This is a genomic window from Sphingomonas kaistensis, assembly GCF_036884275.1.
GTDB lineage: Bacteria > Pseudomonadota > Alphaproteobacteria > Sphingomonadales > Sphingomonadaceae > Sphingomicrobium > Sphingomicrobium kaistense_A.
Window position 1 is genome coordinate 1,667,733 of sequence record NZ_CP145607.1, and the last position, 24,771, is coordinate 1,692,503.

A 24,771-nucleotide genomic window follows, 5' to 3' on the forward strand; every position below is an offset into this window, starting at 1 on the left:
TGTAGCTAGTCGTCATGGCTGGCCGCGAACCCTCGATGGAAGACATCCTCGCTTCGATCAAGAAAGTGATCGCGGAGGAAAAGGAGCTGCGCAGCACCGTGTCGGTCGCCGCGCCGCTTCCGCCCATTGAGGCAGAGCCTGACCCCGAAGAGCCGGCCGACGAGGAAGTGCTCGAACTCGACGAGCCGGTGGTCGAGACGATGCGCCTCCCCGAGGTCGATCTCGGACCGCCGCTGGTCAGCGAGGATGCGGCGGAAGCCAGCCGGTTGCGCCTTGCCGCGCTGCAGGAAGCTGCCGCCGCTGCGCCCCCGCCGCCAGCGGTCAATCCGCTCGAGCAGATGGTTCGCGACATGCTGCGCCCGATGCTCAAGGACTGGCTTGACCAGAACTTGCCCGGCATCGTCGATGAGCATGTGAAGCGTGAGATCGGCCGGATCACCGGGCAGGGGCTGTAACCGCCGCCACTTGCGGTTCATCGCGGCGCTGCTACCCCTCGGCGCCATGATCAAGCGCTCCCTCCTGCTGGCGGCCGCTGCCGCCGTTCTCGCCCCCACGGTCGCCGCCGCCCGGCCGATGACCGCTACCGACATGCACATGATGCGCCGGATGGGCGCGCCCGAGGTGTCGCCCGATGGCAAAACCGCGGTGTTCACGCTGTCGACCACCGATCTTGCGGCGAATAAGCGCAGCAACGTCCTCCACAGCCTCGACCTCACCCGCACCGGCGCCGCGCCGCAGCCGGTCGCCAGCGCCGAGGGCGCGCATGATGCGGTGTTCGGGCCCGATGGCGCGCTGTATTTCCTGAAAGCCGTCGGCGAGCGCGACCAGCTTCACCGCATGGTGATGGGGCAGCCCGCGCAGGTGATGAGCGACTTCGGCGCAGACATCTCGGGCTTCAAATTGAGCCCCGACGGCAGCAAAGTCCTCGTCTGGGCCGATCAGCGCGATTGCCCCGACCTCGCCTGTGCCGCCACGACCTTCGCCGCCAAGGAGCCGGGCTCGGGCCGGGTTTACGACCAATTGTTCGTGCGCCACTGGGATACCTGGGTCGAACCCGGCACCAAAAGTCGCATCTACACCTTCGACATCGCCGACGGGAAACTGCAGGGCTTCGGCACCCGCGTCACCGGCGCGCTTGTCGGCGACACGCCGTCCAAGCCCTTCGGCGGGGGCGAGGAGATCAGCTGGTCGCGCGACGGCCGCACGGTCTTCTTCGCCCTGCGTGAAGCGGGCCGGATCGAGCCGACCTCGACCAACCTCGACGTGTTCGCAGCGCCCGCCGATGGGTCGGGCCAACCGACCAACCTGACCCCCGACAACGACGGCACCGACACGCTGCCGACCGTCTCGCCCGACGGCCGCACCCTGGCCTATGTCTCGATGGCCCGCGCCGGCTACGAAGCCGACCGCCAGGTGCTGATGCTGCGCGACCTCGCCACCGGCCGCGTCCGCGCACTGACCCAAGGCTGGGACCGCTCGGTCGGTTCGATCGAATGGGCGCCGGACAATCGCTCGATCCTGGTCACCACCGGCGACACGCTGGAGCACCCCATCTTCCGAGTGGATGTCGCCAGCGGCCGGGTCACCCGCCTGACTGGCGAAGGCAACGCCGGTAACGTCCAGGCGCTGCCGGGCGGCGCGGTGCTCTACACCTCCAACAGCATCCAGGCGCCCGACGACCTGTATCTCCTCCGCGGCCGCGGGAAGCCGGTCCAGCTGACCGCCGTCAACAAGACGCTGCTGGCCGAGCTCGACCCGATCACCGTGGACCGCTTCAGCTTCGCCGGCGCCAACGGCGACAAGGTCTGGGGCATCAAGGTCAAGCCGGTCACCAACGCCTCGCTGCCGATCGCCTTTGTCGTCCACGGCGGCCCGCAAGGCAGCTTCGGCAACAGCTGGTCCTACCGCTGGAATCCGCGGGCTTTTGCCAATCTCGGCTCGGGCTTCGGCGTCGTCAGCATCGATTTTCACGGCTCCACCGGCTACGGCCAGGCCTTTACGGACAGCATCCGCAACGACTGGGGCGGCAAGCCGCTGCAGGACCTTCAGCTCGGCCTCGCCTACGCCACAGCGCAGGACAAGCAGCTCCAGGCCGACAACGCCTGCGCATTGGGCGCCAGCTACGGCGGCTACATGATGAACTGGATCGCCGGCCAATGGCCCGATCGCTTCAAGTGCCTCGTCCAACACGACGGCGTGTTCGACGCCCGCGCCATGGCCTACGAGACCGAGGAGCTATGGTTCGACGAGTGGGAGCATGGCGGCAAGACCTATTACGAAGACCCGGCCGCCTTCGAACGCTGGAACCCGGTCAACCACGTCGCCAAATGGAAGACCCCGATGCTCGTGATCACCGGCGAGAAGGATTATCGCATCCCCTACACGCAAGGGATCGCCGCCTTCACCGCCCTCCAGCGCCGCGACATCCCGTCCAAGCTGGTCGTTTTCCCCGACGAGAACCACTGGGTGCTGAAGCCGCAGAATTCGATCCAATGGTACCGTGAGGTCGAAGGCTGGATGAAGCGCTGGACCGGCGGGCAGGGGACGGCGCCGGCCGGCAACTGAGCCTTTCGTCATCCCGGGTCGAGCCCGGGATGACGAGACGGGCAAGGGCCGCTATCGGGTCGCCCCATGACCGACCTCCCCAAGACCTTCGAACCCGGCCCGATCGAAACCCGCTGGTATCAGCATTGGGAAGAAAGCGGCGCGTTCCGCCCGGCGCGCCCCGAGGCCGAGCCCTTCACCATCGTCATGCCGCCGCCCAACGTCACGGGCAGCCTGCATATCGGTCACGCGCTCGACAACACGCTGCAGGACATCCTCGTCCGCCGCGCCCGGATGCAGGGCAAGGATGCGTTGTGGGTGGTCGGCACCGACCACGCCGGCATCGCCACGCAGATGGTGGTCGAGCGGCAACTGAACGCTCACCAACAGAAGCGCACCGATTTCACCCGCGACCAGTTCGTCGACAAGGTGTGGGAATGGAAGCACGAAAGCGGCGGTCAGATCACCCGCCAGCTTCGCCGCCTCGGCGCCTCGTGCGATTGGGCCAACGAGCGCTTCACCATGGACGAAGGCTTCTCGAAGGCCGTCCTCCACACTTTTGTCGAGCTGCACAAGCGCGGCCGCATCTACCGCGACAAGCGCCTGGTGAACTGGGATCCCAAGTTCCAGACCGCCATTTCCGACCTCGAGGTCGAGACCCGCGACCAGGCCGGCAAATTCTGGACCCTGCGCTATCCGCTCGCCGACGGCAGCGGCCATATCGAGGTCGCCACCACCCGGCCCGAAACCATGCTGGCCGATATGGCGGTCGCGGTGCATCCCGAGGACGCGCGCTATACGGGGCACGTCGGGAAGCAGATCAAGCTGCCGATCACCGGCCGCCTGATCCCGATCGTCGCTGACGAACATGCCGATCCCGAGCTTGGGTCGGGCGCGGTCAAGGTGACGCCCGGCCACGATTTCAACGACTTCGAGGTCGGCAAGCGCGCCGGGTTCAAGCCGGCAGAGATGCTCAACATGCTCGATGCGGCGGCCAACATCTGCCAGACCGCCGACGGCCTGATCCCCGCCGACCTCCTCGGCCTCGAGCGGTTCGAGGCCCGCAAGCGCGTCGTCGAATTGCTCGACGCGGCCGGCGCGCTGGTCAAGGTCGAGGACCGCACGATCGCCACCCCGCTCGGCGACCGCTCGGGCGTGGTGATCGAGCCGTGGTTGACCGACCAATGGTATGTCGACGTGAAGCCGCTCGCCGAGCGCGTGGTCGAGGCGACCAAGAGCGGCGCGATCAAGGTCGTGCCGGAGACTTGGTCCAAGACCTGGTTCAACTGGCTCGAAGGCATCCAGCCGTGGTGCGTCTCGCGACAATTGTGGTGGGGCCACCGTATTCCCGCCTGGTACGATGCCGACGGCAACGCCTTCGTCGCACTAAGCGCCGAGGAAGCGCAAGCTCAGGCCGGCGACGACCGCCCGCTGACGCAGGACGAAGACGTTCTAGATACCTGGTTCAGCTCGGCGCTGTGGCCCTTCGCGACGCTCGGCTGGCCCGAGCAGACCGAGGACCTTGCCCGCCACTACCCCAACGATGTCTTGATATCCGGCTTCGACATCCTGTTCTTCTGGGATGCCCGCATGGCGATGCAGGGACTCGAGTTCATGGACGAGGTGCCGTGGCGCATCCTCTATCTCCATGGCTTGGTGCGCGACGCCCAGGGCCAGAAGATGTCCAAGTCCAAGGGCAACACCGTCGATCCGCTCGGCCTCATCGACAAATATGGCGCCGACGCCCTCCGCTTCACCATGGCGGCGATGGAAAGCCAGGGCCGCGACATCAAATTGGAGGAGAAGCGCGTCGAGGGCTATCGCAACTTCGCGACCAAGCTGTGGAACGCCGCTCGCTTCCTGCAGATGAACGGGGTCGGCCCGTCGCAGTCGATCGCCGCGCCGCAAGCGACCAAGCCGGTCAATCGTTGGATCATCGGCGAGGTGGTCGAGACGCTCACCCGTCTCAACCGCGCCTTCGACGAGCTTCGCTTCGACGGAATGGCCGACGCCATCTATCACTTCACCTGGGGCACTTTCTGCGACTGGTATGTCGAGCTGGTGAAGGGCGGCTTTGACGAGGAAACCCGCGCCGTCGCCGGCTGGGCGTTCGACCAGATCCTGGTCATGCTCCACCCGTTCATGCCCTTCCTCACCGAAGAATTGTGGCACGGCATGGGGGCACGCCCCTACGACCTGATCGTCGCGCAATGGCCGGCGCCGCAGGCCTCGGGCGACGCTGAGGCGAAAGCCAAGGTCGAGGCGATTATCGCCTTCATCGAGGGTATTCGGACCCTCCGCGCCGAATTGAACGTGCCGTGGACCGCGACGCTGGTGCCGCACGTGCTGGCAGGCGAGGGGAGCAGCGCCATGCTCGACCTCATCGCACAGGAAGGCGCGACGCTGACCCGCATGGGCAAGGTCGGCCCCGCCGTAGCCGCGGATGCGCCGCCGGCCGGCTCGGCGCAGATCGTCGTCGGTGGCGCGACCGTGGCCTTCCCGCTCGGTGACGCCATCGATCTCGACGCCGAACGCGCCCGCCTCGCCAAGGCCGCGGAAGCGGCGGAAAAGGACCGCGACAGCCTCGGTGCGCGGCTCGGCAACCCGGCCTTTGCCGAGCGCGCCAAGCCCGAAGCCGTTGCCAAGGCCCGCGCCGATCACGAGGCCCGCAGCGCCGAGGCCGAGCGGCTTCGTGCTGCCCTGGCCCGGCTCGGTTGATGGAAAAAGGGCAGGGCCGAAGGTGGTCCTGCCCTTCTGCTCCTAGGAGCGGCGAGTTCCGATCGCGGCGGCGTCGGTGGAAACGACTTCCACCGTAAACAATGTCAGCCCGCGCTCGTCGGCGGTGGTCACCCGGTAGGTTTCGGCTTCCCAATAGCGCTGGGGTGCGGTGCACAGCACCTCGGCAATCATTCGCACCGCATAACACCGGGCGTCTTCCAGGCTGTCGAGTTCGACGCCTTCATTATCCGGAATGTTGTGGCTTGTGCTGAGATGAAAGAAAAAACGCGACATGGCTTGGCCCGGTTTTGAAAATGGAGAGCACCACTCAGTCTCTCAGTCGCCGGCTATCCCGGCGATGCTCATTCAACTATGTTGCCTACCCGACGTTCCGCCTCGTGAGGCTGATCGTGGCGAAAAACCCGGGGCGTCGCGCCAAAGCCGCAATCTTGACGAAAATAACCAAATGGGATAAGCGCATTTGGTGCGATTTGCCCGTCAGCGCGTTCACGATGATCTGACCCTCTCAGCCGCCTTTCCCGGCGAAGTGGACGAAGTGGACCCTATGGCTTTTTCCGCCGCGACCGGCCTTGATGGCTGACGCCGACCGCCCGACCGCCTCGCCCGCTCGACCCGGCCAGCGCGACCTGACCAGTGGCCCGATCGGCACCACGCTGATCAGCTTCGCGCTACCGACGCTCGGTTCCTCGATCCTTCAGTCGCTGAACGGCTCGATCAATTCGGCCTGGGTCGGGCGGCTGATCGGCGAGGATGCGCTGGCCGCGACCGCCAATGCCAATATGGTGATGTTCCTCGCCAGCGCCTTCACCTTCGGCTTTTCGATGGCAAGCTCGATCCTGATCGCCCAGGCCTTCGGTCGCCGCGACATCGACGCCGCCCGCCGCTCGTTCGGCACCGCGCTTGGCTTCTTCAGCCTCTTGGCCGTGGTCGTCGCAGTCGGCGGCTGGTTCCTCAGCCCGAACATCCTTTCCCTGCTCGGCACCCCGGCCGAAGCGGTGCCGCTGGCCGACGCCTACCTGCGCATCATCTTCGTCGCGCTGCCCCCGGCGATCCTGATGGTCAGCACCATGATGGCCCTGCGCGGGACCGGCGACAGCCTGACACCTTTGTGGTTTATGGGGATGGCGGTGCTGCTCGACAGTGGGCTCAATCCCTTTTTCATTTCAGGTATCGGCCCGTTTCCGCAGATGGGTATCGCCGGATCGGCGGTGGCGACCAGCATCGCCAACTGGACCGCGCTCGCCGGGCTGTTCGCGTTTATCTATTGGAAAGACCTGCCGCTCCGCCTGCGCGGGGCCGAGCTCGCCTATCTCCGCCCGTCGGGCGAACGGCTCAAGACCATCGTGGTGAAAGGCTTCCCGATGGGCCTGCAGATGATCGTCATCTCGCTGTCCAGCCTCCTGCTCATCGGCCTCGTCAATGCCGAAGGGGTGCACACCGCTGCCGCTTATGGCGTCACCATGCAATTGTGGACCTATATCCAGATACCCGCGATGGCCTTCGGCGCCGCGGTCAGCGCGATGACAGCGCAGAACATCGGCGCGGGCCAATGGGATCGGGTCGGCAAGATTACCGGCATCGCGATCATACAGGTGCTGGCGATCACCGGCGCCATGATCGCTCTGTTCCTGCTGTTCGAACGGCCCGCGCTTGGCCTGTTCCTCGGGATGGACAGCCCGGCGCTGCCGATCGCCATCCACATCCAGTGGATCGCGACCTGGAGCTTCCTCCTGTTCGGGGTCACGCTCGTTATCTTCGGAACCGTCCGGGCCAATGGCGCAGTGATCGCACCGCTGATCATTCTCGCGGTCGGCCTGCTACCGGTGCGGATCGGCTTTGCCTGGCTCGGTCGCGACTGGCTCGGGGCCGACGCCTTGTGGTGGAGCTTCCCGGCTAGCACGCTGACGAACCTCGTGCTGGCGGTGCTCTATTTCCGCTCAGGCCGGTGGAAACAGTCTCGCATGGCGGTCAACGGGGCGCCGCGACCCATACCGCAGCCCGCGCAACCGTGACGGTGACCGGGGTCTTGGCGCTCAGTTCCCCGTCGATCGAAATCTTCTGCCGCGGCCGCGCCTCGATACGGATTTCCCGACCGCGATACTCGGTCACATTCTGGTCGCGCGACTTGAGCTTGAACAAGGTCGCAAGCCAGCTCCAGGCGAGGTGGACGAGGCTCTTGCCGGTCACCGCTTGCACCACGATCTCACCCGATTGCAGGTCGGCGCTTTCGACCAGCTCGATGCCGCCGTGGTGCGTTCCGTTGGCGATCCGCGCTTCGGTCGCCCAGACCTTGTGGACCCGCCCGCCTTCGGTGATGCGAAGCCGGAAGGGCCGGAACTTGAAAGCAACCCGCACCGCCCAGATCATGTAGCCGAGCATGCCCAGCGTGCGCTTGAGCTTGTGGGGCACCGTTTCGGCGATCAGCGGCGACAGTCCCATCGCCGCAGCATTGGCGAAATAATCGCCGTCGATGGCGCCGAGATCGATCCTTAGTTTCTTGCCGGTGGCGATGGTCTCGACCGCGGCTTCCAGATCGGTCCCGATCCCCAGCGTCTTGGCAAAGCTGTTGGCGGTGCCGAGCGGCAGCAACGCGAACACCGTGTCGGTCCCGAGGAAGTCGTCGATGGCCTTGGACAAGGATCCGTCGCCGCCTCCGACAATGATCATCGGGGCCTTGTCGGCAAGCGCCGCCACCACGGTAGGCCGCATCTGTTCGGGGTCGGTGATGGCATGGGCGCCAAGCAATTCGACACCGCGCTCCTCCAGCAGCCGCTTCGCATCCTCGAACGCATCGCCGCCGGACCGGCTCATGGCATTGACGACCAGGACGGCCTGTTTCGGAAGCGTATCGTCACTCATGGCGGCACAATGCTTGGAACAGCCATAGGGTGCCGTATAGAGCAGGTCATGACTGCAGCTTTTCCCGCGCTCCGCATGCGCCGCGGCCGCTCGGCCCCCTGGATTCGCGCCATGCTGGCCGAACATCGCCTGCATCCGAGCGATTTCATCCTCCCTCTGTTCATCTGCGACGGGCAAGGCTGCGAAGAACCGATCGCGGCGCTGCCGGGCGTCAGCCGCTGGACGGTCGACAAAATCGGCGCGCGCGCCAGGGAGGCTCATGCGGCGGGCATTCCGTGCGTGGCCCTTTTCCCCAATACGCCGGGTCCTCTGCGCACCGTCGGCGCGGAAGAAGCGCTCAACCCCGATAATCTGATCTGCCGCGCGGTGAAGGCGGTGAAGGACGCCTGTCCAGAAATCGGCGTGCTGACCGATGTCGCACTCGATCCGTATACCGAGCATGGCCATGACGGCCTGATCGACGAACGCGGCTGTGTGTTGAACGACCTGACTAGTGCGGTGCTGGTTCAACAGGCGCTGGTTCAGGCCGAAGCAGGGGCCGACATCGTGGCGCCCTCCGACATGATGGACGGCCGCGTCGGGGCGATCCGCACGGCACTGGAGCAGGCCGGCAAATGCGATACCGCCATTATGGCCTACGCCGCCAAATATGCCTCGGCCTTTTACGGCCCGTTCCGCGATGCGGTGGGATCGGGCGGCCGCCTGAAGGGCGACAAGCGCGGTTATCAGATGGATCCGGCCAATGCCGCCGAAGCACTGCGCGAGGTCGCGCTCGACATCGCCGAGGGCGCCGACATGGTGATGGTGAAGCCCGGCATGCCGTATCTCGACGTGCTCGCCGCCGTCCGCAAACGCTTCGAAGTGCCGACCTTCGCCTACCAGGTGAGCGGCGAATATGCGATGATCGAGCATGCTGCCGCGGCCGGGGCAGGGGACCGCGACGCGCTAATCCTCGAAACCTTGCTCGCCTTTAAGCGCGCCGGCGCCAGCGGCATCCTGACCTATCATGCCCTCGACGCCGCACGGCTTATCGCGGGCTAAGCCGCTCGTAACCATGAGCGGCTAACGAAACGGCATCGCTCACCTGGAGAAACAATGGCCAGTCTCGCTCCTCCGGCACCCGCGCCCGCCGCCTCCTTCGCGCCGCGCTGGCTGTTCACGCTTGGCATCTTCACCGGCTCGTTTCTGCTGTTCCTGGTGCAGCCCATGCTGGCCCGCATGGCACTGCCGCGGCTGGGCGGTGCACCGGCGGTGTGGAATTCGGCGATGCTGGTTTATCAGGGGCTGCTGCTAGCGGGTTATGCTTATGCGCATTTCCTCGGCCGCTTCGGGACCCGCATTCAGGTCGGCGTCCACCTTGCGGTGCTGCTGCTCGCCGGACTGACCCTTCCGCTGTCGCTCGCGGCTGGAAGTCCGCCCTCCAGCGCCGAGCCCTTTCTGTGGGTGCCGTGGCTGCTGCTGATCTCGGTCGGGCCCCTGTTCTTCGCGATCTCGGCACAAGCGCCACTGCTCCAGCGCTGGCTGGCGGTCGGCGGCCTCAATCCTTACCCGCTCTATGTCGCCTCGAACCTCGGTAGCTTCTGCGGACTTGTCGCTTATCCCTTGCTGCTCGAGCCGATGGTCGGGGTCGCCGAGAACAGCCTGTGGTGGTCGTGGGGCTATGGCATCATGCTACTGCTGGTAGCGGGCTGTGGGCTGCCGCTCCTGCGTAAGGATCATGCTCCGCCCGCCCGGTCCGACGCGCCGCGGGTCAGGGCAAGCACCTTCATCCGCTGGGCGCTGATCGCGGCCGTGCCGTCCGGCCTGATGCTGTCGACGACGCTGCATCTCACCACCGATGTCGCGCCGATGCCGCTGCTGTGGGTCGTGCCGCTTGGCCTCTATCTTCTCAGCTTCACCATCGCCTTTTCCGAACGGCGTAGGGCCGCCAACATCTGCACTGCTGCGGCGCCCTTCGCGCTGATCCTTGCCGCAGCCATGCTCTTCGTCATGTCGGGCGCGATGCTGCCGCTGGTCGTGTTGACCGCGATCCTCGCCATGTTCCTCAGCGCCTGCGCCCTTCACGCGCGGCTGTACGACCAGCGCCCCGAGCCGCAGAACCTCACGCTCTTCTATCTCGCCATGTCGGTCGGCGGGGTTATCGGCGGATTGATCTGCGCGCTATTCGCGCCGCTGCTGTTCGACTGGACCTACGAGCATCCGCTGCTGATACTCGCCGCCGCATTCCTGCTTGGCGCGCGCCAGCCGCTGCCCGCGATCGCCGACCTGATGCGCGGCGAGCGGGCTGGGCGCGTTCTCCTGCTCCTCATTCTCATCATGCTGATCGGCTCGTTTCTTGCCGCCATGATGGGCAAATATGCCGTGCTGGCGCTGCTCTCCTCAGTCGCCGCCGGGATGGCGACCTTCGCGCTTGGCCGTGCCTGGCTGTTCGTCCTCGCACTGGCGACGGTGATGCTTGCCGGTGGCGGGCTCAAGCAACTTCACGACAGCCTGACGGGGCAGATGACCCGCAGCTATTTCGGCGTCTACCGCGTCAGCGACGATTATGTCGGGCAGCGGATGCTGATCCACGGCACGACCACGCATGGGGTCCAACTGCTCGGCACGCCCGAACGCGAAAGGACGCCGACCAGCTATTATTGGCAAGGCTCGGGCGTCGGCCGTGTCATGTCGCAGCTTCCGGCGATCGCCGGTCCGAACGCGCGGGTCGGCGTGGTGGGCGTCGGGCTCGGCACGCTTGGCTGCTATTCGCGCCCGGGCCAAAGCTGGACGTTGTTCGAGATCGATCCAACGGTGATCGATATCGCGCGTGGGCCGGGTTTCCATTTTCTGCGCGATTGTTTGCCCACCGCGCGGGTGGTGATCGGCGACGCGCGCCTGAAGCTCGGCGAGACCGCGCCCGCCAGCTTCGACATCCTCGTCATCGATGCTTTCTCGTCCGACGCGATCCCGATGCATCTCCTGACCAAGGAGGCCTTCGCGATCTACAAGCGTGTGCTTCGGCCGGGCGGGGTGCTGATGATCCACATTTCGAACCGCCACCTCGAACTGCGCCCGGTGGTCCGCACCGGCGGCGAGAGCGTGGGCATGGCGGGGGTGCTCGCCTCCGCGGCCGGAGAACCCTTGCTGCGCGGCTACGAATCGACCTGGACCGCTTTGTCGAGCGACCCGGCGACCCTCGCCCGGGTGCGCGCGACCGAGCCCGGCCTGTGGGTCAACCTCCCGCTTGGCCGCCGAGTCCACTGGACCGACGACCACGCTTCGATTCTGCCGGTGGTGGCCAAGCCTTGGTGAGCGAAGTCGTCGCCCAAACCGCCCGGCTTCGCCTGCGCACGTGGGACGATCCGCGCTGGGAGGCCTTCGTCGCACTGACCAACACGCCCGCGGTGATGCGCTGGCTGGGCGGGGTGTTTTCGCCCGAGCAGATGGCGGCGGCGCGGGCGCGGCTCGATGCTTATCAGCGCGACTATGGCTTCACCTTCTGGGCGGTGGAGCGGCACGAGGAAGACGCGCTGCTCGGCTTCTGCGGGCTGAAGCGTGCCAATGCGCCGGGTGCCGAGCCGCTCCACGGCGAGGTGGAGATCGGGTGGCGGCTGCGCGAGGATGCGTGGGGGCAAGGTTATGCCCGCGAGGCGGCAGCCACGTCGCTCGACCTGGCCTTCGATCGGTTCGGCGCGGCGCGGGTGATCGCCTTTACAGCCGCGGGGAACGCGCCGAGCCAGACGCTGATGAAGCGGCTCGGGATGCGGCACTGGCCGCAGCATGATTATATCGACGCGCGCTTCCCGGCGCACGCGCCGCCGAATCCGCAGGTGACGTTCGGCATCACCCGCGAGGAATGGGCGGCTCAGCGCGCGAGCTTGGCCTGAACCGCGGCGAGCGCCGCGCGCTGGCGGCGGTCGAGAGCGGCGAGGTCGGCGGCGATGGCGCGGACCGCCGCCAAGTCCTGCGGCACGAGGCGCGCACCGGAGCGGATGCGGTCGGAGACGGCGGCGTCGAAATCGCCCATCGCGCGAGTGACGGGAGCTTGCGCGGCGACCGCGGCCGAGAGCGCCTGCTGCGCCGAAATCCAGCTTTCGCTGCCGGGTGTCCCGGCCGAGCCGGCAAGCGCGTCGGCGCGGGCGATGGCGGCGTCGACGGCGGACGCTTGCGCGAAGGCCGGGCCGGCGACGCGGCGGAGCGCGGCGGCGAGCGCGGGATCGGCGGGGAGGGCGGCGGACACGTCGACGATGGGCAGCCGCGGATCGATCGCTTCGGCCGGGCGGCGGGCGAGCGAAGGGGCGTCGGTGACCGAGGCGCAGCCGCCCAGCAGCAACAGCGACAAAGCGAGGGCGGGAGTGAAGCGGCGCATCGCTTTCCTGTACCAGCGCGAAACCCTGCAACAAGGGGTTGCGCTCCAGGCGACCTGCCCCTAGATGCCGCCCTCGGCAGGCGCCCGTAGCTCAGCTGGATAGAGCATCAGACTACGAATCTGAGGGTCGGACGTTCGAATCGTTCCGGGCGCGCCATTGCCACCAAAGGGCTCACCGCGAGGTGGGCCCTTTTTCGTTTGCGGCGCTATCCACAGCTTTCCGCCGCCGCATCTGTTCCCGTTACGTTCTCACCGCGCTACAGGTCCGACTCATGTCGGCCAAGCATATCCGGGTGATGGGGGACCTCGTGCGGTTCAGGGCGAGCATCAGGCTCGACTGCCTGGACTGCGCCTCGGCGCGGACGATGAGCGGGCCCGAGGCGGTCACCGCCTTCGGATCCTGCCCGCTGGAGGCCGCCGAGCGGCGGCTGCGCTGTTCGCGCTGCGGCGGGCGCTCGGCGCGGCTGACGGTGTTGCCGCCGGTGTGAGGGGGTGTTCGCCTGGTCTGGCGGGGGCGAGGAGGAAGAAGCGGGATCCTGGGTCGGAGTCCGGGATGAGGAAGAAGGTTCGTGGTCGGGCGTTTCCTGAACAAGGTCACAAAGGTCACCGGTGGCGGGGGTCTGCGCGGGCTCGGGAAGCGCGGGGCGGGAGGGCATTTGCGCGATCGGCTTGAGGCCGGAGCCGGCAAGCCAGCGTTCGCCTTCGCCGGGCGAAGCGTAGTTGAGCGGATCGCGCATGCGCAGGAGATGCAGGCCGAGCATGTCGTGGTGGACAGTGCGGGTGGCGACCACGTCGCCGCCGTGCATGACGGGCACCTCGTGGCCGTGGAGCGCGCGGTCGAACAGGGTGTCGGCGAGCGTCGCGGCGACCCGGCTCATCGCAGCTTCGAAGGCGGCGGCGAAGGCGGGGGCGCGGGGGAGCAGGCGATAGACCGAGCGGCGCGACATGCCGACCGCGCGGGCGGCGGCGAGGATGCTGCCGCGTTCCTCCAGCAGCTCGAGAAAGAGGATGCGGCGGTTGGCGGTCCAGCCGTCGATGCGGACGTCGGCGGGAACCTCGGCGCGGACGTGGTCGAGGGCGGGATCGTCGTCGTCCTCGAACACGTGCACCGCCTCGGCGCGGCGCTCATGCTGATCGCGCAGCCGCTGGTCGGCATCGCGCTCGGCGGCTTGGCGGCGCAGATTGGTGTGGCGATCGCGCGGCTGCGGACCGCGGTGGGCGCCGCCCTTCTTAAGCAGGTCGGCGAGCCGGCCCTGGATCGCAAAGGCGAGGGCGAACTCCTCCTCGCTTTCGCAGCTGTTGAAGGTGGGGTCGAAGAGGCGGTCGATGCAGTGCTTGTCCATCGACCAGGGTAGGGCAGTTGGGATCCTACTAGTCAAGCCGCGCAGCGCCGAGCGCAGCTGAGCGGTTGCGCGAGCAACCGGGAAGCAGTGCGAAGAGCCGCGAAGCCGGCCGGCCAGCGGGTCGGCACCGCCGAACCCGTCTGACGTCACGGGATTCACTCCCGTGACGGTCCCTTCTTCTTGCTCCCGATCAACTTTTGCATAACCTTGCCGTGGCAGGAGGGCGTATGAGCAATCCCTACATGGACATGCTGGCGTCAGGTGCCGGCCAAGCCATTCCGCATCTCGTTCCGCTGGTCGTGTTTGCCGTTGTCAGTGTGGCGGCCTTTGCCGCGCTCAATCGCGCCTTCGGGACGAAGAAGCGGCGCGGTCGCGGCAAATGGCGCCCAAAGGGCGAGTGGAACCAGCGCCCGCGCAAAGGCGCGCCGCCGGGATGGCGCGGGCCGTGGCCGGGGGCGCAGGGGCTCGGATCGGCCGAGCCGGCGCCGCCGATCGCGCGGGGCGTGCCCGATGCCGCCGAGCAATTGCGGATCGTCATGGCGTCCGAATTTCGCCCCAAGCGCCTGCTCAACAAGGGCGAGGAAAAGGTGCTGGCGGCGCTGGAACCGATCGTCGCCAAGCTGGAGCCGGGCTGGCGGGTGTGGACGCAGGTGAGCCTGGGCGAAGTTCTGGACGGCGGCACGGTCGAGGCGTTCAACACGATCAACGCCAAGCGGGTCGATTCCCTGCTGGTCGACGCCGATCAGCGCCCGCGGATGGCGATCGAATATCAGGGGCAGGGGCACCACCAGGGCGCGGCGGCCGCCCGCGACGCGGTCAAGAAGGAAGCGCTGCGGCGGGCGGGCGTCGGCTATGGCGAGGTGTTCGCGGGCGACGGCCCGGCGGAGCTTGCACAGGTGGTGGCGCGGGTGATGGCGGGGGCCGGGGTGGAGCGGACGTTTGGGGTGAGGCAGAGCGCGGGGCAGAGCTGAGCGGGACGCTCAGCCCTTCGCTTCACGACTGAACGCCGCATCCCCGCCAACGCGGGCGGCGAGCTTGCCGAGCCAAACCAGCACCGCGACGGCGCTGACGGTGGCGATGATCGCATAGGTGTAGAGGCCGGCGAGGCTGTCCCCGAGGCCAAGGTAGGCGAGCGTCGCCTTGATCACCTCATTCCACTCCAGCGCCGCGACCAACCCGAGTGAGGCGGAGGCGAGGCCGAAATCTGCGTGGGGCGCGTGTATATCGACATCCCTGCGAGAGCAAAGCAACGAGTGACTGTGAATCCGAAGAAGCTTCTTGAGGACCCCTAACGGCTACGATAGCTTCTTGGATCCGAGTTGTCGTCGAAGACTATCATCGGCGTATCGGGCGAGCAATTGAAGGTCAAGCCGCAACGTTCTTTAGGTCTTGGAGGAATATAGTGAGACTTTCAGCTTCTCCGAAATCCTCAGACAGCCTGCGCTTTTTTAAAAGACGACTTGCCTTCATGTATGATCGGGCGTCTTTGGAAAGTCGAAAGCCAGATTTCCGATTTAGTTCTCTGTTCAGCCTTTCAGCGCAACCCTTAGTGCGCCGTACGTCAAAAAGTAACAGAAGAAGCCAGCACTCCGTAGAATGTACGGCGATCGCAAAGATCAACTTGTGCGCATGTTCGGCGAGTATTGCGGGATCGATCTTGCTCCGAAGGATCGTTTTTGCGTCCTCTACCAACTCAGCAGTTGGACGATCCGCCCCACCTTCAGTAAGGGCTAACCCAAAGCGCTCATGATCGCCGCAATCGGTATCAACGTGTATGATCACATAATCATTCGTAGAAACTGCATCAAGCATCCGTAGATTACAGTACTCGAACACTAATTCCCATCCGCCATGAGCAGCGGTATTCGTGTCAGTCGCGTCGCGAATTGGCTGAAGAAAGTTCACGCTCACATCGTCTGAATATTTATCGGCACAAGACCCTTGTACTATCGCATCAAGGACAATTTGATCTGTTATGCCTTCACTAATTATCGCGAACGTGGGCATTAGAAACTCTTCGGCAATCCGCCAATTGTACCACGTAGGAATAGTTCCGACAATCGGGTTGGAAATCCCTCGGGCATCGATTTCTGAAATCTTCTTACCTTGGTCCGTCCCTTCAGATCGCGACTGACGATAAACAACCTCTGCTGAGAGTCATTCAAGTCTAAACCATCGAGTACGGCTGGATTGTGAGTGGTCAATATGACCTGCTTGCGATTACGCTTGGCTAAGGACGCGAGCTTTTTCGTCATTTGTTCACACAGTTTAGGATTAAGTGAAGCATCTATATTATCCACGGCAAACACCTTAGGCGTTAGATCAGTAGACAACAGAGCGAAGTAGAAGGCCACATACAAGAAGCCCTCATTAGCACTCCTTTGATCAATCGAGCGAATCTGGCTATCGATAAAGCAGTCAACGATGCTCAAGTCGGCTCGGCTTCCATCATAAACGACGGTAAGATCGTCGAACCAGCTCAACATACGAAGGGCGTCGCGTATTGCCTTAAAAGACTTTGGCTGCTCGGTCTGCAAGACCTGCAGAAGCTTAAGAAGACCTTCTCCATTCACGCCGAGAGGCTCAATCTGCCCCTCTTTTTGAAACTCGCGCAAAGCCGAGTTTTCAGGCGAATAGATAACGAAATCCGCGATTGATGTAGAAGTGCTTCTCAGATCGAACCGGAAATCCTCTCTCAATGGGATACGTACGGGGGTAAAATCTTTATCAGGTTGTCTTCCGTCAGAATTCTCTAGAATTTCTACAGCTGTTCGCAATTGCTCGGAGAGCTCTTTGGCAAACGAAATCCTCTCTTCGGCGGGAAGTTTGGACATATAAGTCTCAAACATTCTCGAGAAACTACCAAGAACTTCCTTGGAGCGGCCCGGCGTGATATTAACGTGACTAGTCCAACTTGAGTAAGGCTTGTTGTCATTGCTAAGCGTGTATGAGAAAGTGGCGCCGTCGTGAGTCCGTAGCGTAGTGACAATGGGTCGGTTCTCGTTGGTTCCGTCAAAAGCTGATCGCATCAGCTGCGGTGACGTGACCCGAATTCCTCGTGAGGCAAGAAACTCATTATCTAACTTCCCAGCATCTGCTGCACCAGTTAGTGCCAAAGCCTCTAAGATGTTACTCTTGCCTGCGCCGTTCTCTCCGATGAACACATTGAACCGACCAAGCTGTAAGGTCAGCTCTTCGATGGATTTGTAGTTCTTGATCCTGAATTCACGGAGCACGAGAGTTTTCACCTGGTTATTTGTGCGGCATACCTACCCACAAGCCGCAAACTAGACTGAAATGCACAAGCTCAAAACAGGGGCAAGCGCAACGAGTCTGGGGCTAGGGAGATGCTCATAGCGTGATTAGCGTAACATAAAGTAGTGCTAACTACGAAGCCGTTTGCCAAGCACGATCTGTAGCGCATCGTCTGGCAACCAACGCGATCACCTAGGCTTGGAATCGACGATGTCGGAGCATGGTAGAAGACTCCTGGAGAAGCTCCACCTAGTTATGCGACGGCACTTTTCTCAACCTTCCGCTGCTTCGTCCTTGCCGGCTTGCCCTGAGCACTCTCCAAAACCGGAACCATCCGCTCGAGCAGCGGCTTGAGGTACTGGCCGGTGTACGACCGTTCCTCCTTCACCACCTGCTCGGGCGTGCCCACCGCGACGATCTCGCCGCCCTTGACGCCGCCTTCGGGGCCCAGGTCGATGATCCAGTCGGCGGTCTTGATGACGTCGAGGTTGTGTTCGATCACGACCACGGTGTTGCCCTGCTCGACCAGGGCGTGGAGGACTTCGAGGAGCTTGCGGACGTCTTCGAAGTGGAGGCCGGTGGTGGGCTCGTCGAGGATGTAGAGGGTGTTGCCGGTGGCGCGGCGGGAGAGTTCCTTGGCGAGCTTGACCCGCTGCGCTTCGCCGCCCGAGAGGGTCGTCGCTTGCTGGCCGACCTTGATGTAGCCGAGGCCGACTTCGGCCAGCATCGCCATCTTGTCGCGGATGCCGGGGACGGCCTTGAAGAACTCCACCGCGTCCTCGACCGTCATGTCGAGCACGTCGGCGATGCTCTTGCCCTTGTGGAGGACTTCGAGCGTTTCGCGGTTGTAGCGCTTGCCGTGGCAGACGTCGCAGGTGACGTAGACGTCGGGGAGGAAGTGCATCTCGATCTTGAGCAGGCCGTCGCCGGTGCAGGCTTCGCAGCGGCCGCCCTTGACGTTGAAGGAGAAGCGCCCGGGTTTGTAGCCGCGTTCTTTCGATTCCGGGAGGCCGGCGAACCAGTCGCGGATCTGGGTGAAAGCGCCGGTGTAGGTGGCGGGGTTGGAGCGCGGGGTGCGGCCGATCGGCGACTGGTCGATGTCGATGACCTTGTCGAGCCGGTCGAGGCCGGTGACCTTGTCGTGCTTGCCGGCGAGGATGCGGGCGCCGTTCAGGTGGCGTGCGGCGGCGGCGTAAAGGGTGTCGATGGTGAAACTCGATTTGCCCGAGCCGGAGACGCCGGTGATGCAGGTGAAGGTGCCGAGCGGCACGCTGGTGGTGACGCCGGTGAGGTTGTTTTCGCGCGCGTTGTGGACGGTGAGCTTTTTGCCCGAGCCTTTGCGGCGTTTGGCGGGCAGGGGGATCGAGCGGCGGCCGGAGAGATAGTCGGCGGTGAGGCTGCCTTCCTGTTTCATCAGGTCTTCAAGGCTGCCCGAATGAAGCACTTCGCCCCCGTGAACGCCGGCGCCGGGCCCCATGTCGATCACATGGTCGGCGGCGCGGATCGCGTCTTCGTCATGCTCGACCACCAGCACGGTGTTGCCGAGTGATTTGAGGCGCTGGAGGGTTTCGAGGAGGCGGTCGTTGTCCTTCTGGTGAAGGCCGATCGAGGGCTCGTCGAGGACGTAGAGGACGCCGGAAAGGCCGCTGCCGATCTGGCTGGCGAGGCGGATGCGCTGGCTTTCGCCGCCGGACAGGGTGCCCGAGGTGCGGTCGAGGTGGAGATAGTCGAGCCCGACATTGTGGAGGAAGCCCAGGCGCTCGTTGATCTCCTTCAGGATCGCGCGGGCGATTTCCTGGTGCTGGGGCGTCAATTTGGGTTCGAGCGCGCCGAACCAGGCATAGGCGTCGGCGACCGAGCGGCGGACGGCGATCGAGATGTCCTCGCCGGCGATCTTCACCGCGCGGGCTTCGGGCTTGAGGCGGGCGCCGTGGCAGGTTTCGCAGGCGTGGGCGGCCTGGTAGCGCGAGAGCTCTTCCTTCATCCACGCGGATTCGGTCTGGGCGAGGCGGCGGTTCAAATTGCCGATGACGCCTTCGAAGGCTTTCTTGACCTCGTAGCTCTTGCGGCCGTCGACGAAGCGCAGGGTGATCGCCTTGCCGCCGGTGCCGTGGAGGATCGCGCGGCTGTGTTCGGGATCGAGGTCCTTCCACGGGGTCTGGAGGTCGAAGCCGTAATGCTTCGCCAGGCTGCCGAGCACCTGCATGTAGTAGGGTGAGGGCGGGTTGCTCTTGGCCCACGGCACGACCGCGCCCTTGGCGAGGCTGAGGTCGTGGTTGGGGACGACGAGGTCCTCGTCGAACTCCATTCGCTCGCCAAGGCCGTCGCAGGCCGGGCAGGCGCCTTGCGGTGCGTTGAAGGAGAAGAGGCGCGGCTCGATCTCGGCGATGGTGAAGCCGGAGACGGGGCAGGCGAATTTTTCGGAGAAACAGATGCGGCCCGGGGGCGCGTTGGTGGCGAGGACAGCGCGGGTCGCGGCCTTTTCCAGCACTTCGGCGACGCCGGTGCGCTCGGTGCCCGCAGGCTCGGAAGCGGGGTCGGCGGGGTCGAGATAAGCGAGGCCGTCGGCGAGCTTCAACGCGGTCTCAAAGCTGTCGGCGAGGCGGGTCTGGATGCCGTCGCGCACCACGATGCGGTCGACCACCACCTCGATGTCATGCTTGTACTTCTTGTCGAGGGCGGGCGCCTCGTCGATCTCGTAAAAGGTGCCGTCGACGCGAACGCGGGTGAAGCCGGCGCGCTGCCATTCGAGCAGTTCCTTGCGATACTCGCCCTTGCGGCCGCGGACGACAGGGGCGAGCAGGTAGTGGCGGCTGCCTTCGGGCAAGGCCATCACCCGGTCGACCATTTGCGAGATTTGCTGGGCCTGGATCGGAAGCCCGGTGGCGGGCGAATAAGGGATACCGACGCGCGCCCACAGCAGGCGCATGTAATCGTAGATCTCGGTCACGGTGGCGACCGTCGAGCGAGGGTTGCGGCTGGTGGTCTTCTGTTCGATCGAGATGGCGGGCGAGAGGCCGTCGATATGCTCGACATCCGGCTTCTGCATCATCTCGAGGAACTGACGGGCATAGGCCGACAGGCTCTCGACGTAGCGGCGCTGTCCCTCGGCATAGATGGTGTCGAAGGCGAGCGAGGATTTGCCCGAGCCGGAGAGGCCGGTGATCACCGTCAACTGGTCGCGCGGGATCGAGACGTCCACGCCTTTGAGATTATGTTCGCGCGCGCCCTTGACGGTGATGTGAGTCAGCATGGAGGAGGTTTGTTCCGTTTTCGTTCTGGAAGCAAGCGCAAGGCGCTGGCGATAGGGCGAAATGGGAACGAGGGCCGCTCAGGGCAAGGCGGGTCGGTGTGGTTCGTATTGGCCTACAGCCTTAGATCAAATCCTTAATCGATCTGAGCTTTTACATCTTTGCGTTTGGCTCGCCTGACGCTGGCGGGGTCGCCAAACGGGAAACCAGGTTTCTTGCCCTGGAAGATCTCGGCGTCCGCGATTTGCGTGCGCAGGACGTTCGAATTGTCGCCGTAGAATAGCTTGCTGGTCACACCCACCCCCTGGCCCGGCCCCGCCGACCCTAGCGGGGCTGGCGGGGTGGGCAAGGTGGGGGGCTTAGCGGCGGACGCGGCCGGCGCGGTCGAGATCGCGGCCGTGCTCGCGGTCGCGGCGGCGGTTTTCGATGGTGTAGGCGACGTCGTCGGACGTGAAGTCGACGCGATAGCCGCCGCGGCGTTCGTCATAGCGCAGTTCTTCCCAGCGGACGGGGACCACTTCCTCGTCGAGGCCGAGGAAGCCGGTGGCATGGCTGAGGACGGCATAGCGGACCTGGCCGCGGACCTTGTCGATCATCAGTGCCTTGACGGTGCCGAGTCGGCGGTCGTCGCGGCCGTAGACGGGGGTGCCTTCGACCTTGCTCGAGGCGATGAGGTCGGGGGTTTCGTCGTAAGGGATGCCGCGGCGGGCGCGGTGGTCGTCGTCGCGGGCGATGCGCGTGTTGTCGCGGCGGCTGTCGAGGGTGTCGCGATCGTCACGGTAGCGGTCGGACGGGCCGCGGTCGTCGCGGCCGCCGCGGAAGAAGCCGCGACCCCAGCTGCGCGAGCGATCACGGTCGCGGTCGTAGCGGTCGTCGAGGGCGCGATCCTGGGAATTGTCGTCGGAAAAGCGGTCGTAGGCCATGGCTGGTGTCCTCCTGCGAAATGGGTACGCAGGAATAAAGCGGCACGGTGGGAAGGCGTTCCGCCGGTCAGCGGCGGATTGAGGCAGATCGGCGAAAGGAAACCGATGAGGCCAGCGCGTTAGGACTGAGGTCCCGGCCTGCGCCGGGACGACGGCTTAATGGTAACGGCGGATGAGGCCGGCGAGCTTGCCCTGGATCTTGACCCGGCGCGGGTCGTAGCGCTGCGGTTCGTGGGCGCGGTTGGCGGGGTCGAGGCGGACCATCTGGCCTTCGCGGCGGAAGGTCTTGAGCGTGGCTTCGGCGTCGTCGATCAGGGCGACGATGATCTCCCCCTCGCGCGCGGTGTCGGACTTGCGGATCAGGACATAGTCGCCATCGAGGATGCCCTCGTCGACCATCGAGTCCCCCGACACTTCCAGCGCATAATGTTCGCCCGGGCCGAGCAGGGCGGCGGGGACGGGAAAGCTGTCCTGGCCCTGCAGCGCCTCGATCGGGGTGCCGGCGGCGATACAGCCGGCGAGCGGCAGGTCGATGGTATCGTTGGCGGGAACCACGGCGCGCGGCTGCGGCGCGGCGGTCGGGGCGGGGGCCGACCCTTGGGTGTCGGGCAGGCGCACCACTTCCAGCGCGCGGGCGCGGTTGGGGAGGCGGCGGATGAACTGGCGTTCTTCGAGCGCGGAGATCAGGCGGTGGACCCCCGACTTGCTCTTGAGGTCGAGCGCTTCACGCATTTCGTCGAAACTGGGGCTGATGCCCGACGCCTTGAGCTGCTGGTCGATGTAGGTGAGCAGTTCGCGTTGTTTGACGGTGAGCATGGTTCACGAGGCCCTGTAGTGAACAGACGGGGAACGAGTAAGGAACGGATGCGGGGGTGTCAAGCGGGGGCGTGAGCGAGGCGCAGGAAGTTCGCCAGAAGCGCAAGGCCGTGCTCGCTGGCGATGCTTTCGGGGTGGAACTGGATGCCGTGAAGAGGGGCGGTACGGTGGGCGAGGGCCTGGACGGTGCCGTCACTGCCGTGGGCGGTCACGTGGAGGCTGTCGGGCACGTCGTTCGCCACGAGGCTGTGATAGCGGGCCATGGTGAGCGGAGAGGGGAGGCCCTCGAACAAACCGCTGCCGTCGTGCGTGATGCGGTCGGTCTTGCCGTGCATCGGCTCGGCCCGGGCAATCGCTGCGCCGGCGGCGAGTGCGATCGCTTGGTGGCCGAGGCAGACGCCGAGCAGGGGCTTTGCGGTCTCGATGCAAGCGGCGGCGAGCGCGACCGAGATGCCGGCGTCGGCGGGGTGGCCGGGACCGGGGCTGATCAGCAGCGGGCCGTCGTGGGCGAGCGCTTGCGTGACGGTGAGCGTGTCGGCCTGCGCCACCGTCACGGTCGCTCCTAGCTGGCGAAGGTAGTCGACCAGCGTGAAGGTGAAGCTGTCGTGATTGTCGACGACAAGGAGGTGCACGTCACTCCGGCGCCCCATTACTCCGCTTGGGCGCCGCCGCCGAGGATGCGGCTGCGGGCGGCGCGGATCGCGTCCTCATTACGGGAGACCCCAAGCTCCTTCTGCGCGGCGGCGAGCCATTGCAGCGCCAGTTCCTCGCCCGCGCTGCGCTGGAGGTTGGTGACTTCACCGGCGATCAGCTGCGGGTTGGAGGCGGCGTTGCCCGGCACCACCCGGTCGAGTTTGACGAGGTAAATGCCCGAGGGGCCCGCGGCGCGCTGCGCCTTGCCCGGCGCAAGGGTGAACAGGATGCGAAGCGGCGGGGGGACGTCCTGGCCCTGTTGCGCAAACTGGGCGAGAGCGCCGCGGCGCAGCTCGACCGCTTCGGGGGGCTTGACCCCGGAGACACCGGCGGCCGCGACCGCTTCGGCCAGCGAGCGGCCCTGGGCGACCTGCTGGAGGATGGCGGATGCGGCCGCATTGGCGCGGTCCTGCGCGCGCTTGGCGATGAAGTCGGTGCGGACCTGGTCCTGGATGCGGGCCAGCGGGGCCGGGGCGGCGGGGATCACTTCGGCGACGTCGACCAGCACATAGCCGCCGTCGTTGGGGAGCGGTTCGACCACCGGCTCGTCATCCGCGCCGATGTCGAAGCTGGCGCCCGGAACGGCGGCATATTCGGGCGGAAGCTTGAAGTCGGGCTGGTCGAAGGCAGCACCGGCGCGGGTCAGCGCGGGGGTGACGAGCACCGGCAGCCGGTTCGCAGTCGCGACCTCTTCGAAGGTGCGGCCGTCGGCGAGGCTGTCCTCGATCTTGCCGACAAGGTCGGCGATGGCGTTCTTGCGCTTTTCGGCGGTCAGCTGGGCGGCGATTTCGGCGCGGGCATCGGCGAGGCTGCGGCCGGCGGCGGTCTGGATGCTTTCGACCTTGATCACGTCGAAGCCGGTCGAGGACTGGACCGGGCCGACCACGGTTCCGGCGGGCGCGGAGAAGACCTGCGCGGCGACGGCTTCACCGGCGCGGGTGACGAGTTCGGCGCGGGTCACCGGGCCGACACTGACGTCGGCGGCGGAGAAACCGGCGGGCGCGGCGGCGGCGGCAAAAGTTCCGCCAGCCTTGGCGCGCTGGGCGATGGCGGCGACCGCCGCCTGGTCGGGCAGGGTCGCGCGGCTGATCACGCGCTTCTCGGCCCCGCCGAAGGTCGCCTGGTTCTGCTGGTAATAAGCCGCGATTTCCCCATCGGTCGCGGCGACATTGCCAAGCTGATCGTTGGTGATGCGGGCGAGGCGGAAGGTGCGGCGTTCGGGCACCGTGTAGCGCGCGACGTTCTGGCGGTAGAAGGTCTGGAGCTCGGCCGTGGTCGGTGCGGCGCCGCCGGTGAAGGCCGCGAAGGGCAGCAGCGCGAGGCTGCCGCTGCGCTGTTCGAGCGAGGCGTCGGCATAGGGCCGCGCGATGCCCGGCGCGATGCGGACGCTGGCGGCGACGGGGGTGATGATGAGGCGCTGGAGAAGGCTGGTTTCAATCTCGCGGCGGACCTGCGCGTCGGTCAGGCGCTCCTGCGCGAGAAAGGCGCGATAGGCTTGTTCACTGAAGCGGCCGTCGAGCCCGCGTACGCCCGGGATCTTCACGATCTCGGCGTCAACCAGCTTCTTGGACACGGTGAAGCCATGCTTGCGGGCGTAGGCCCACAAGGTGCGTTCCTGGATCAGCGCGTTGACGATGGCGTCGAAGTCGCCGGCGAGATCGGCATAGGTCGCCTGCGGGTTCTGCTGGCGGACCTGCGCCAGCCGGCGCTGCATGGCCGTGTCGAGATCCGCCGCAGTCAGTTCCGCATCGCCGACCTTGGCCAGCGTGTTCTGCGGCAGGGAGCCGCCGCCCTGACTGAGGTTGGAAATGTCCGCAATCGCGAAGCTCGCCAGGATCAGCAGCAGGAACAGGACAAGGATGCCGGTCCCGACTTTGGACTTCGACAGGCGGCGGAAGGTCTTCATGGGTCGGCTGTGATCCTGTGGAACGGGTTGCACGGCGCTTTAGGGGCGGCGCCGCCTTCCTTCAAGCAGACGGCCTTGCTAGGCGCGCGGT

General features: G+C 65.6%; 21 protein-coding genes and 1 tRNA gene. 9 read left to right on the forward strand and 13 right to left on the reverse strand.

The genetic code is table 11. From position 1 onward, the window contains the following. Positions 1–14 precede the first annotated feature (14 nt). From V6R86_RS08170 to V6R86_RS08180, 3 genes are all read left to right on the forward strand, one after another. Positions 15–455: a DUF2497 domain-containing protein gene (locus V6R86_RS08170; protein WP_338503585.1), complete on the forward strand. Its 441-nt coding sequence runs from the start codon at positions 15–17 to the stop codon at positions 453–455. 46 nt (positions 456–501) lie between these two features. Then, positions 502–2,565, forward strand: a complete 2,064-nt coding sequence (locus V6R86_RS08175; RefSeq protein ID WP_338505455.1) for a S9 family peptidase — start codon at positions 502–504, stop codon at positions 2,563–2,565. A 66-nt stretch (positions 2,566–2,631) separates the two neighbouring features. After that, positions 2,632–5,262, forward strand: a complete 2,631-nt coding sequence (locus V6R86_RS08180; RefSeq protein WP_338503587.1) for a valine--tRNA ligase — start codon at positions 2,632–2,634, stop codon at positions 5,260–5,262. 42 nt (positions 5,263–5,304) lie between these two features. Here the strand turns inward: V6R86_RS08180 and V6R86_RS08185 are convergent, their stop codons facing one another. After that, positions 5,305–5,556 carry a DUF6894 family protein gene (locus V6R86_RS08185; RefSeq protein ID WP_338503589.1) on the reverse strand — a complete coding sequence of 84 codons (252 nt, stop codon included), beginning with the start codon at positions 5,554–5,556 and terminating at the stop codon, positions 5,305–5,307. 299 nt (positions 5,557–5,855) lie between these two features. On the opposite strand from V6R86_RS08185, the gene V6R86_RS08190 reads away from it, so the two are divergent. Then, positions 5,856–7,295 carry an MATE family efflux transporter gene (locus V6R86_RS08190; protein WP_338503591.1) on the forward strand — a complete coding sequence of 480 codons (1,440 nt, stop codon included), beginning with the start codon at positions 5,856–5,858 and terminating at the stop codon, positions 7,293–7,295. Here V6R86_RS08190 and V6R86_RS08195 read toward each other — a convergent pair. Beyond that, the gene (locus tag V6R86_RS08195) at positions 7,252–8,142 is read right to left on the reverse strand and encodes a diacylglycerol/lipid kinase family protein (protein ID WP_338503593.1); all 891 of its coding nucleotides are present in this window, start codon (positions 8,140–8,142) and stop codon (positions 7,252–7,254) included. The two genes, V6R86_RS08190 and V6R86_RS08195, sit on opposite strands and share 44 nt — an antisense overlap. 48 nt (positions 8,143–8,190) lie before the next feature. Here V6R86_RS08195 and hemB point away from each other — a divergent pair, with 48 nt between their 5' ends. From hemB to V6R86_RS08210, 3 genes are read left to right on the forward strand one after another with little or no spacing between them, the layout of a single operon-like run. Next, positions 8,191–9,183 (forward strand): porphobilinogen synthase, encoded by a 993-nt coding sequence (gene hemB / locus V6R86_RS08200; protein WP_338503595.1) that lies wholly within the window; start codon positions 8,191–8,193, stop codon positions 9,181–9,183. 54 nt (positions 9,184–9,237) lie between these two features. Then, a complete protein-coding gene (locus V6R86_RS08205) occupies positions 9,238–11,436 on the forward strand; it encodes a fused MFS/spermidine synthase (RefSeq protein WP_338503596.1) in 2,199 nt (732 codons plus the stop codon). After that, positions 11,433–12,011, forward strand: coding sequence for a GNAT family N-acetyltransferase (locus V6R86_RS08210; RefSeq protein WP_338503598.1), 579 nt, complete (start codon positions 11,433–11,435; stop codon positions 12,009–12,011). Before V6R86_RS08205 ends, V6R86_RS08210 begins: the two co-directional genes overlap by 4 nt. Here the strand turns inward: V6R86_RS08210 and V6R86_RS08215 are convergent. Then, complete coding sequence (locus V6R86_RS08215; RefSeq protein ID WP_338503600.1) at positions 11,990–12,493, reverse strand: hypothetical protein; 504 nt, start codon at positions 12,491–12,493, stop codon at positions 11,990–11,992. The two genes, V6R86_RS08210 and V6R86_RS08215, sit on opposite strands and share 22 nt — an antisense overlap. 80 nt (positions 12,494–12,573) lie before the next feature. Here V6R86_RS08215 and V6R86_RS08220 point away from each other — a divergent pair. Continuing rightward, positions 12,574–12,650: transfer RNA gene (locus V6R86_RS08220), tRNA-Arg, on the forward strand. 100 nt (positions 12,651–12,750) lie between these two features. On the opposite strand, the gene V6R86_RS08225 is transcribed toward V6R86_RS08220, so the two are convergent. Next, positions 12,751–13,836 carry a hypothetical protein gene (locus V6R86_RS08225; protein ID WP_338503602.1) on the reverse strand — a complete coding sequence of 362 codons (1,086 nt, stop codon included), beginning with the start codon at positions 13,834–13,836 and terminating at the stop codon, positions 12,751–12,753. A gap of 227 nt (positions 13,837–14,063) precedes the next feature. Here V6R86_RS08225 and V6R86_RS08230 point away from each other — a divergent pair, with 227 nt between their 5' ends. Continuing rightward, on the forward strand, positions 14,064–14,807 hold the full coding sequence (locus tag V6R86_RS08230; protein WP_338503604.1) for a DUF2726 domain-containing protein: 744 nt from the start codon (positions 14,064–14,066) through the stop codon (positions 14,805–14,807). A 9-nt stretch (positions 14,808–14,816) separates the two neighbouring features. On the opposite strand, the gene V6R86_RS08235 is transcribed toward V6R86_RS08230, so the two are convergent. The 9 genes from V6R86_RS08235 to V6R86_RS08275 all read right to left on the reverse strand — a co-directional run bounded on the left by V6R86_RS08235 (position 14,817) and on the right by V6R86_RS08275 (position 24,680). Next, complete coding sequence (locus V6R86_RS08235) at positions 14,817–15,086, reverse strand: DUF5654 family protein (RefSeq protein WP_338503606.1); 270 nt, start codon at positions 15,084–15,086, stop codon at positions 14,817–14,819. Between the two features lie 115 nt (positions 15,087–15,201). Further along, on the reverse strand, positions 15,202–15,843 hold the full coding sequence (locus tag V6R86_RS08240; protein ID WP_338503609.1) for a hypothetical protein: 642 nt from the start codon (positions 15,841–15,843) through the stop codon (positions 15,202–15,204). Then, positions 15,843–17,072, reverse strand: a complete 1,230-nt coding sequence (locus V6R86_RS08245) for an AAA family ATPase (RefSeq protein WP_338503611.1) — start codon at positions 17,070–17,072, stop codon at positions 15,843–15,845. Before V6R86_RS08245 ends, V6R86_RS08240 begins: the two co-directional genes overlap by 1 nt. A gap of 272 nt (positions 17,073–17,344) precedes the next feature. Further along, the gene (uvrA, locus tag V6R86_RS08250) at positions 17,345–20,344 is read right to left on the reverse strand and encodes an excinuclease ABC subunit UvrA (protein ID WP_338503613.1); all 3,000 of its coding nucleotides are present in this window, start codon (positions 20,342–20,344) and stop codon (positions 17,345–17,347) included. Positions 20,345–20,478: 134 nt separating this feature from the next. After that, positions 20,479–20,637, reverse strand: a complete 159-nt coding sequence (locus V6R86_RS08255; protein WP_338503615.1) for a hypothetical protein — start codon at positions 20,635–20,637, stop codon at positions 20,479–20,481. A gap of 64 nt (positions 20,638–20,701) precedes the next feature. Then, the gene (locus V6R86_RS08260) at positions 20,702–21,265 is read right to left on the reverse strand and encodes a PRC-barrel domain-containing protein (RefSeq protein WP_338503616.1); all 564 of its coding nucleotides are present in this window, start codon (positions 21,263–21,265) and stop codon (positions 20,702–20,704) included. Between the two features lie 156 nt (positions 21,266–21,421). After that, positions 21,422–22,081 carry a transcriptional repressor LexA gene (gene lexA / locus V6R86_RS08265; protein ID WP_338503618.1) on the reverse strand — a complete coding sequence of 220 codons (660 nt, stop codon included), beginning with the start codon at positions 22,079–22,081 and terminating at the stop codon, positions 21,422–21,424. A gap of 59 nt (positions 22,082–22,140) precedes the next feature. Then, a complete protein-coding gene (locus V6R86_RS08270) occupies positions 22,141–22,713 on the reverse strand; it encodes an aminodeoxychorismate/anthranilate synthase component II (protein ID WP_338503620.1) in 573 nt (190 codons plus the stop codon). Between the two features lie 17 nt (positions 22,714–22,730). Next, positions 22,731–24,680, reverse strand: a complete 1,950-nt coding sequence (locus V6R86_RS08275) for a peptidylprolyl isomerase (RefSeq protein WP_338503622.1) — start codon at positions 24,678–24,680, stop codon at positions 22,731–22,733. Positions 24,681–24,771 lie beyond the last annotated feature (91 nt).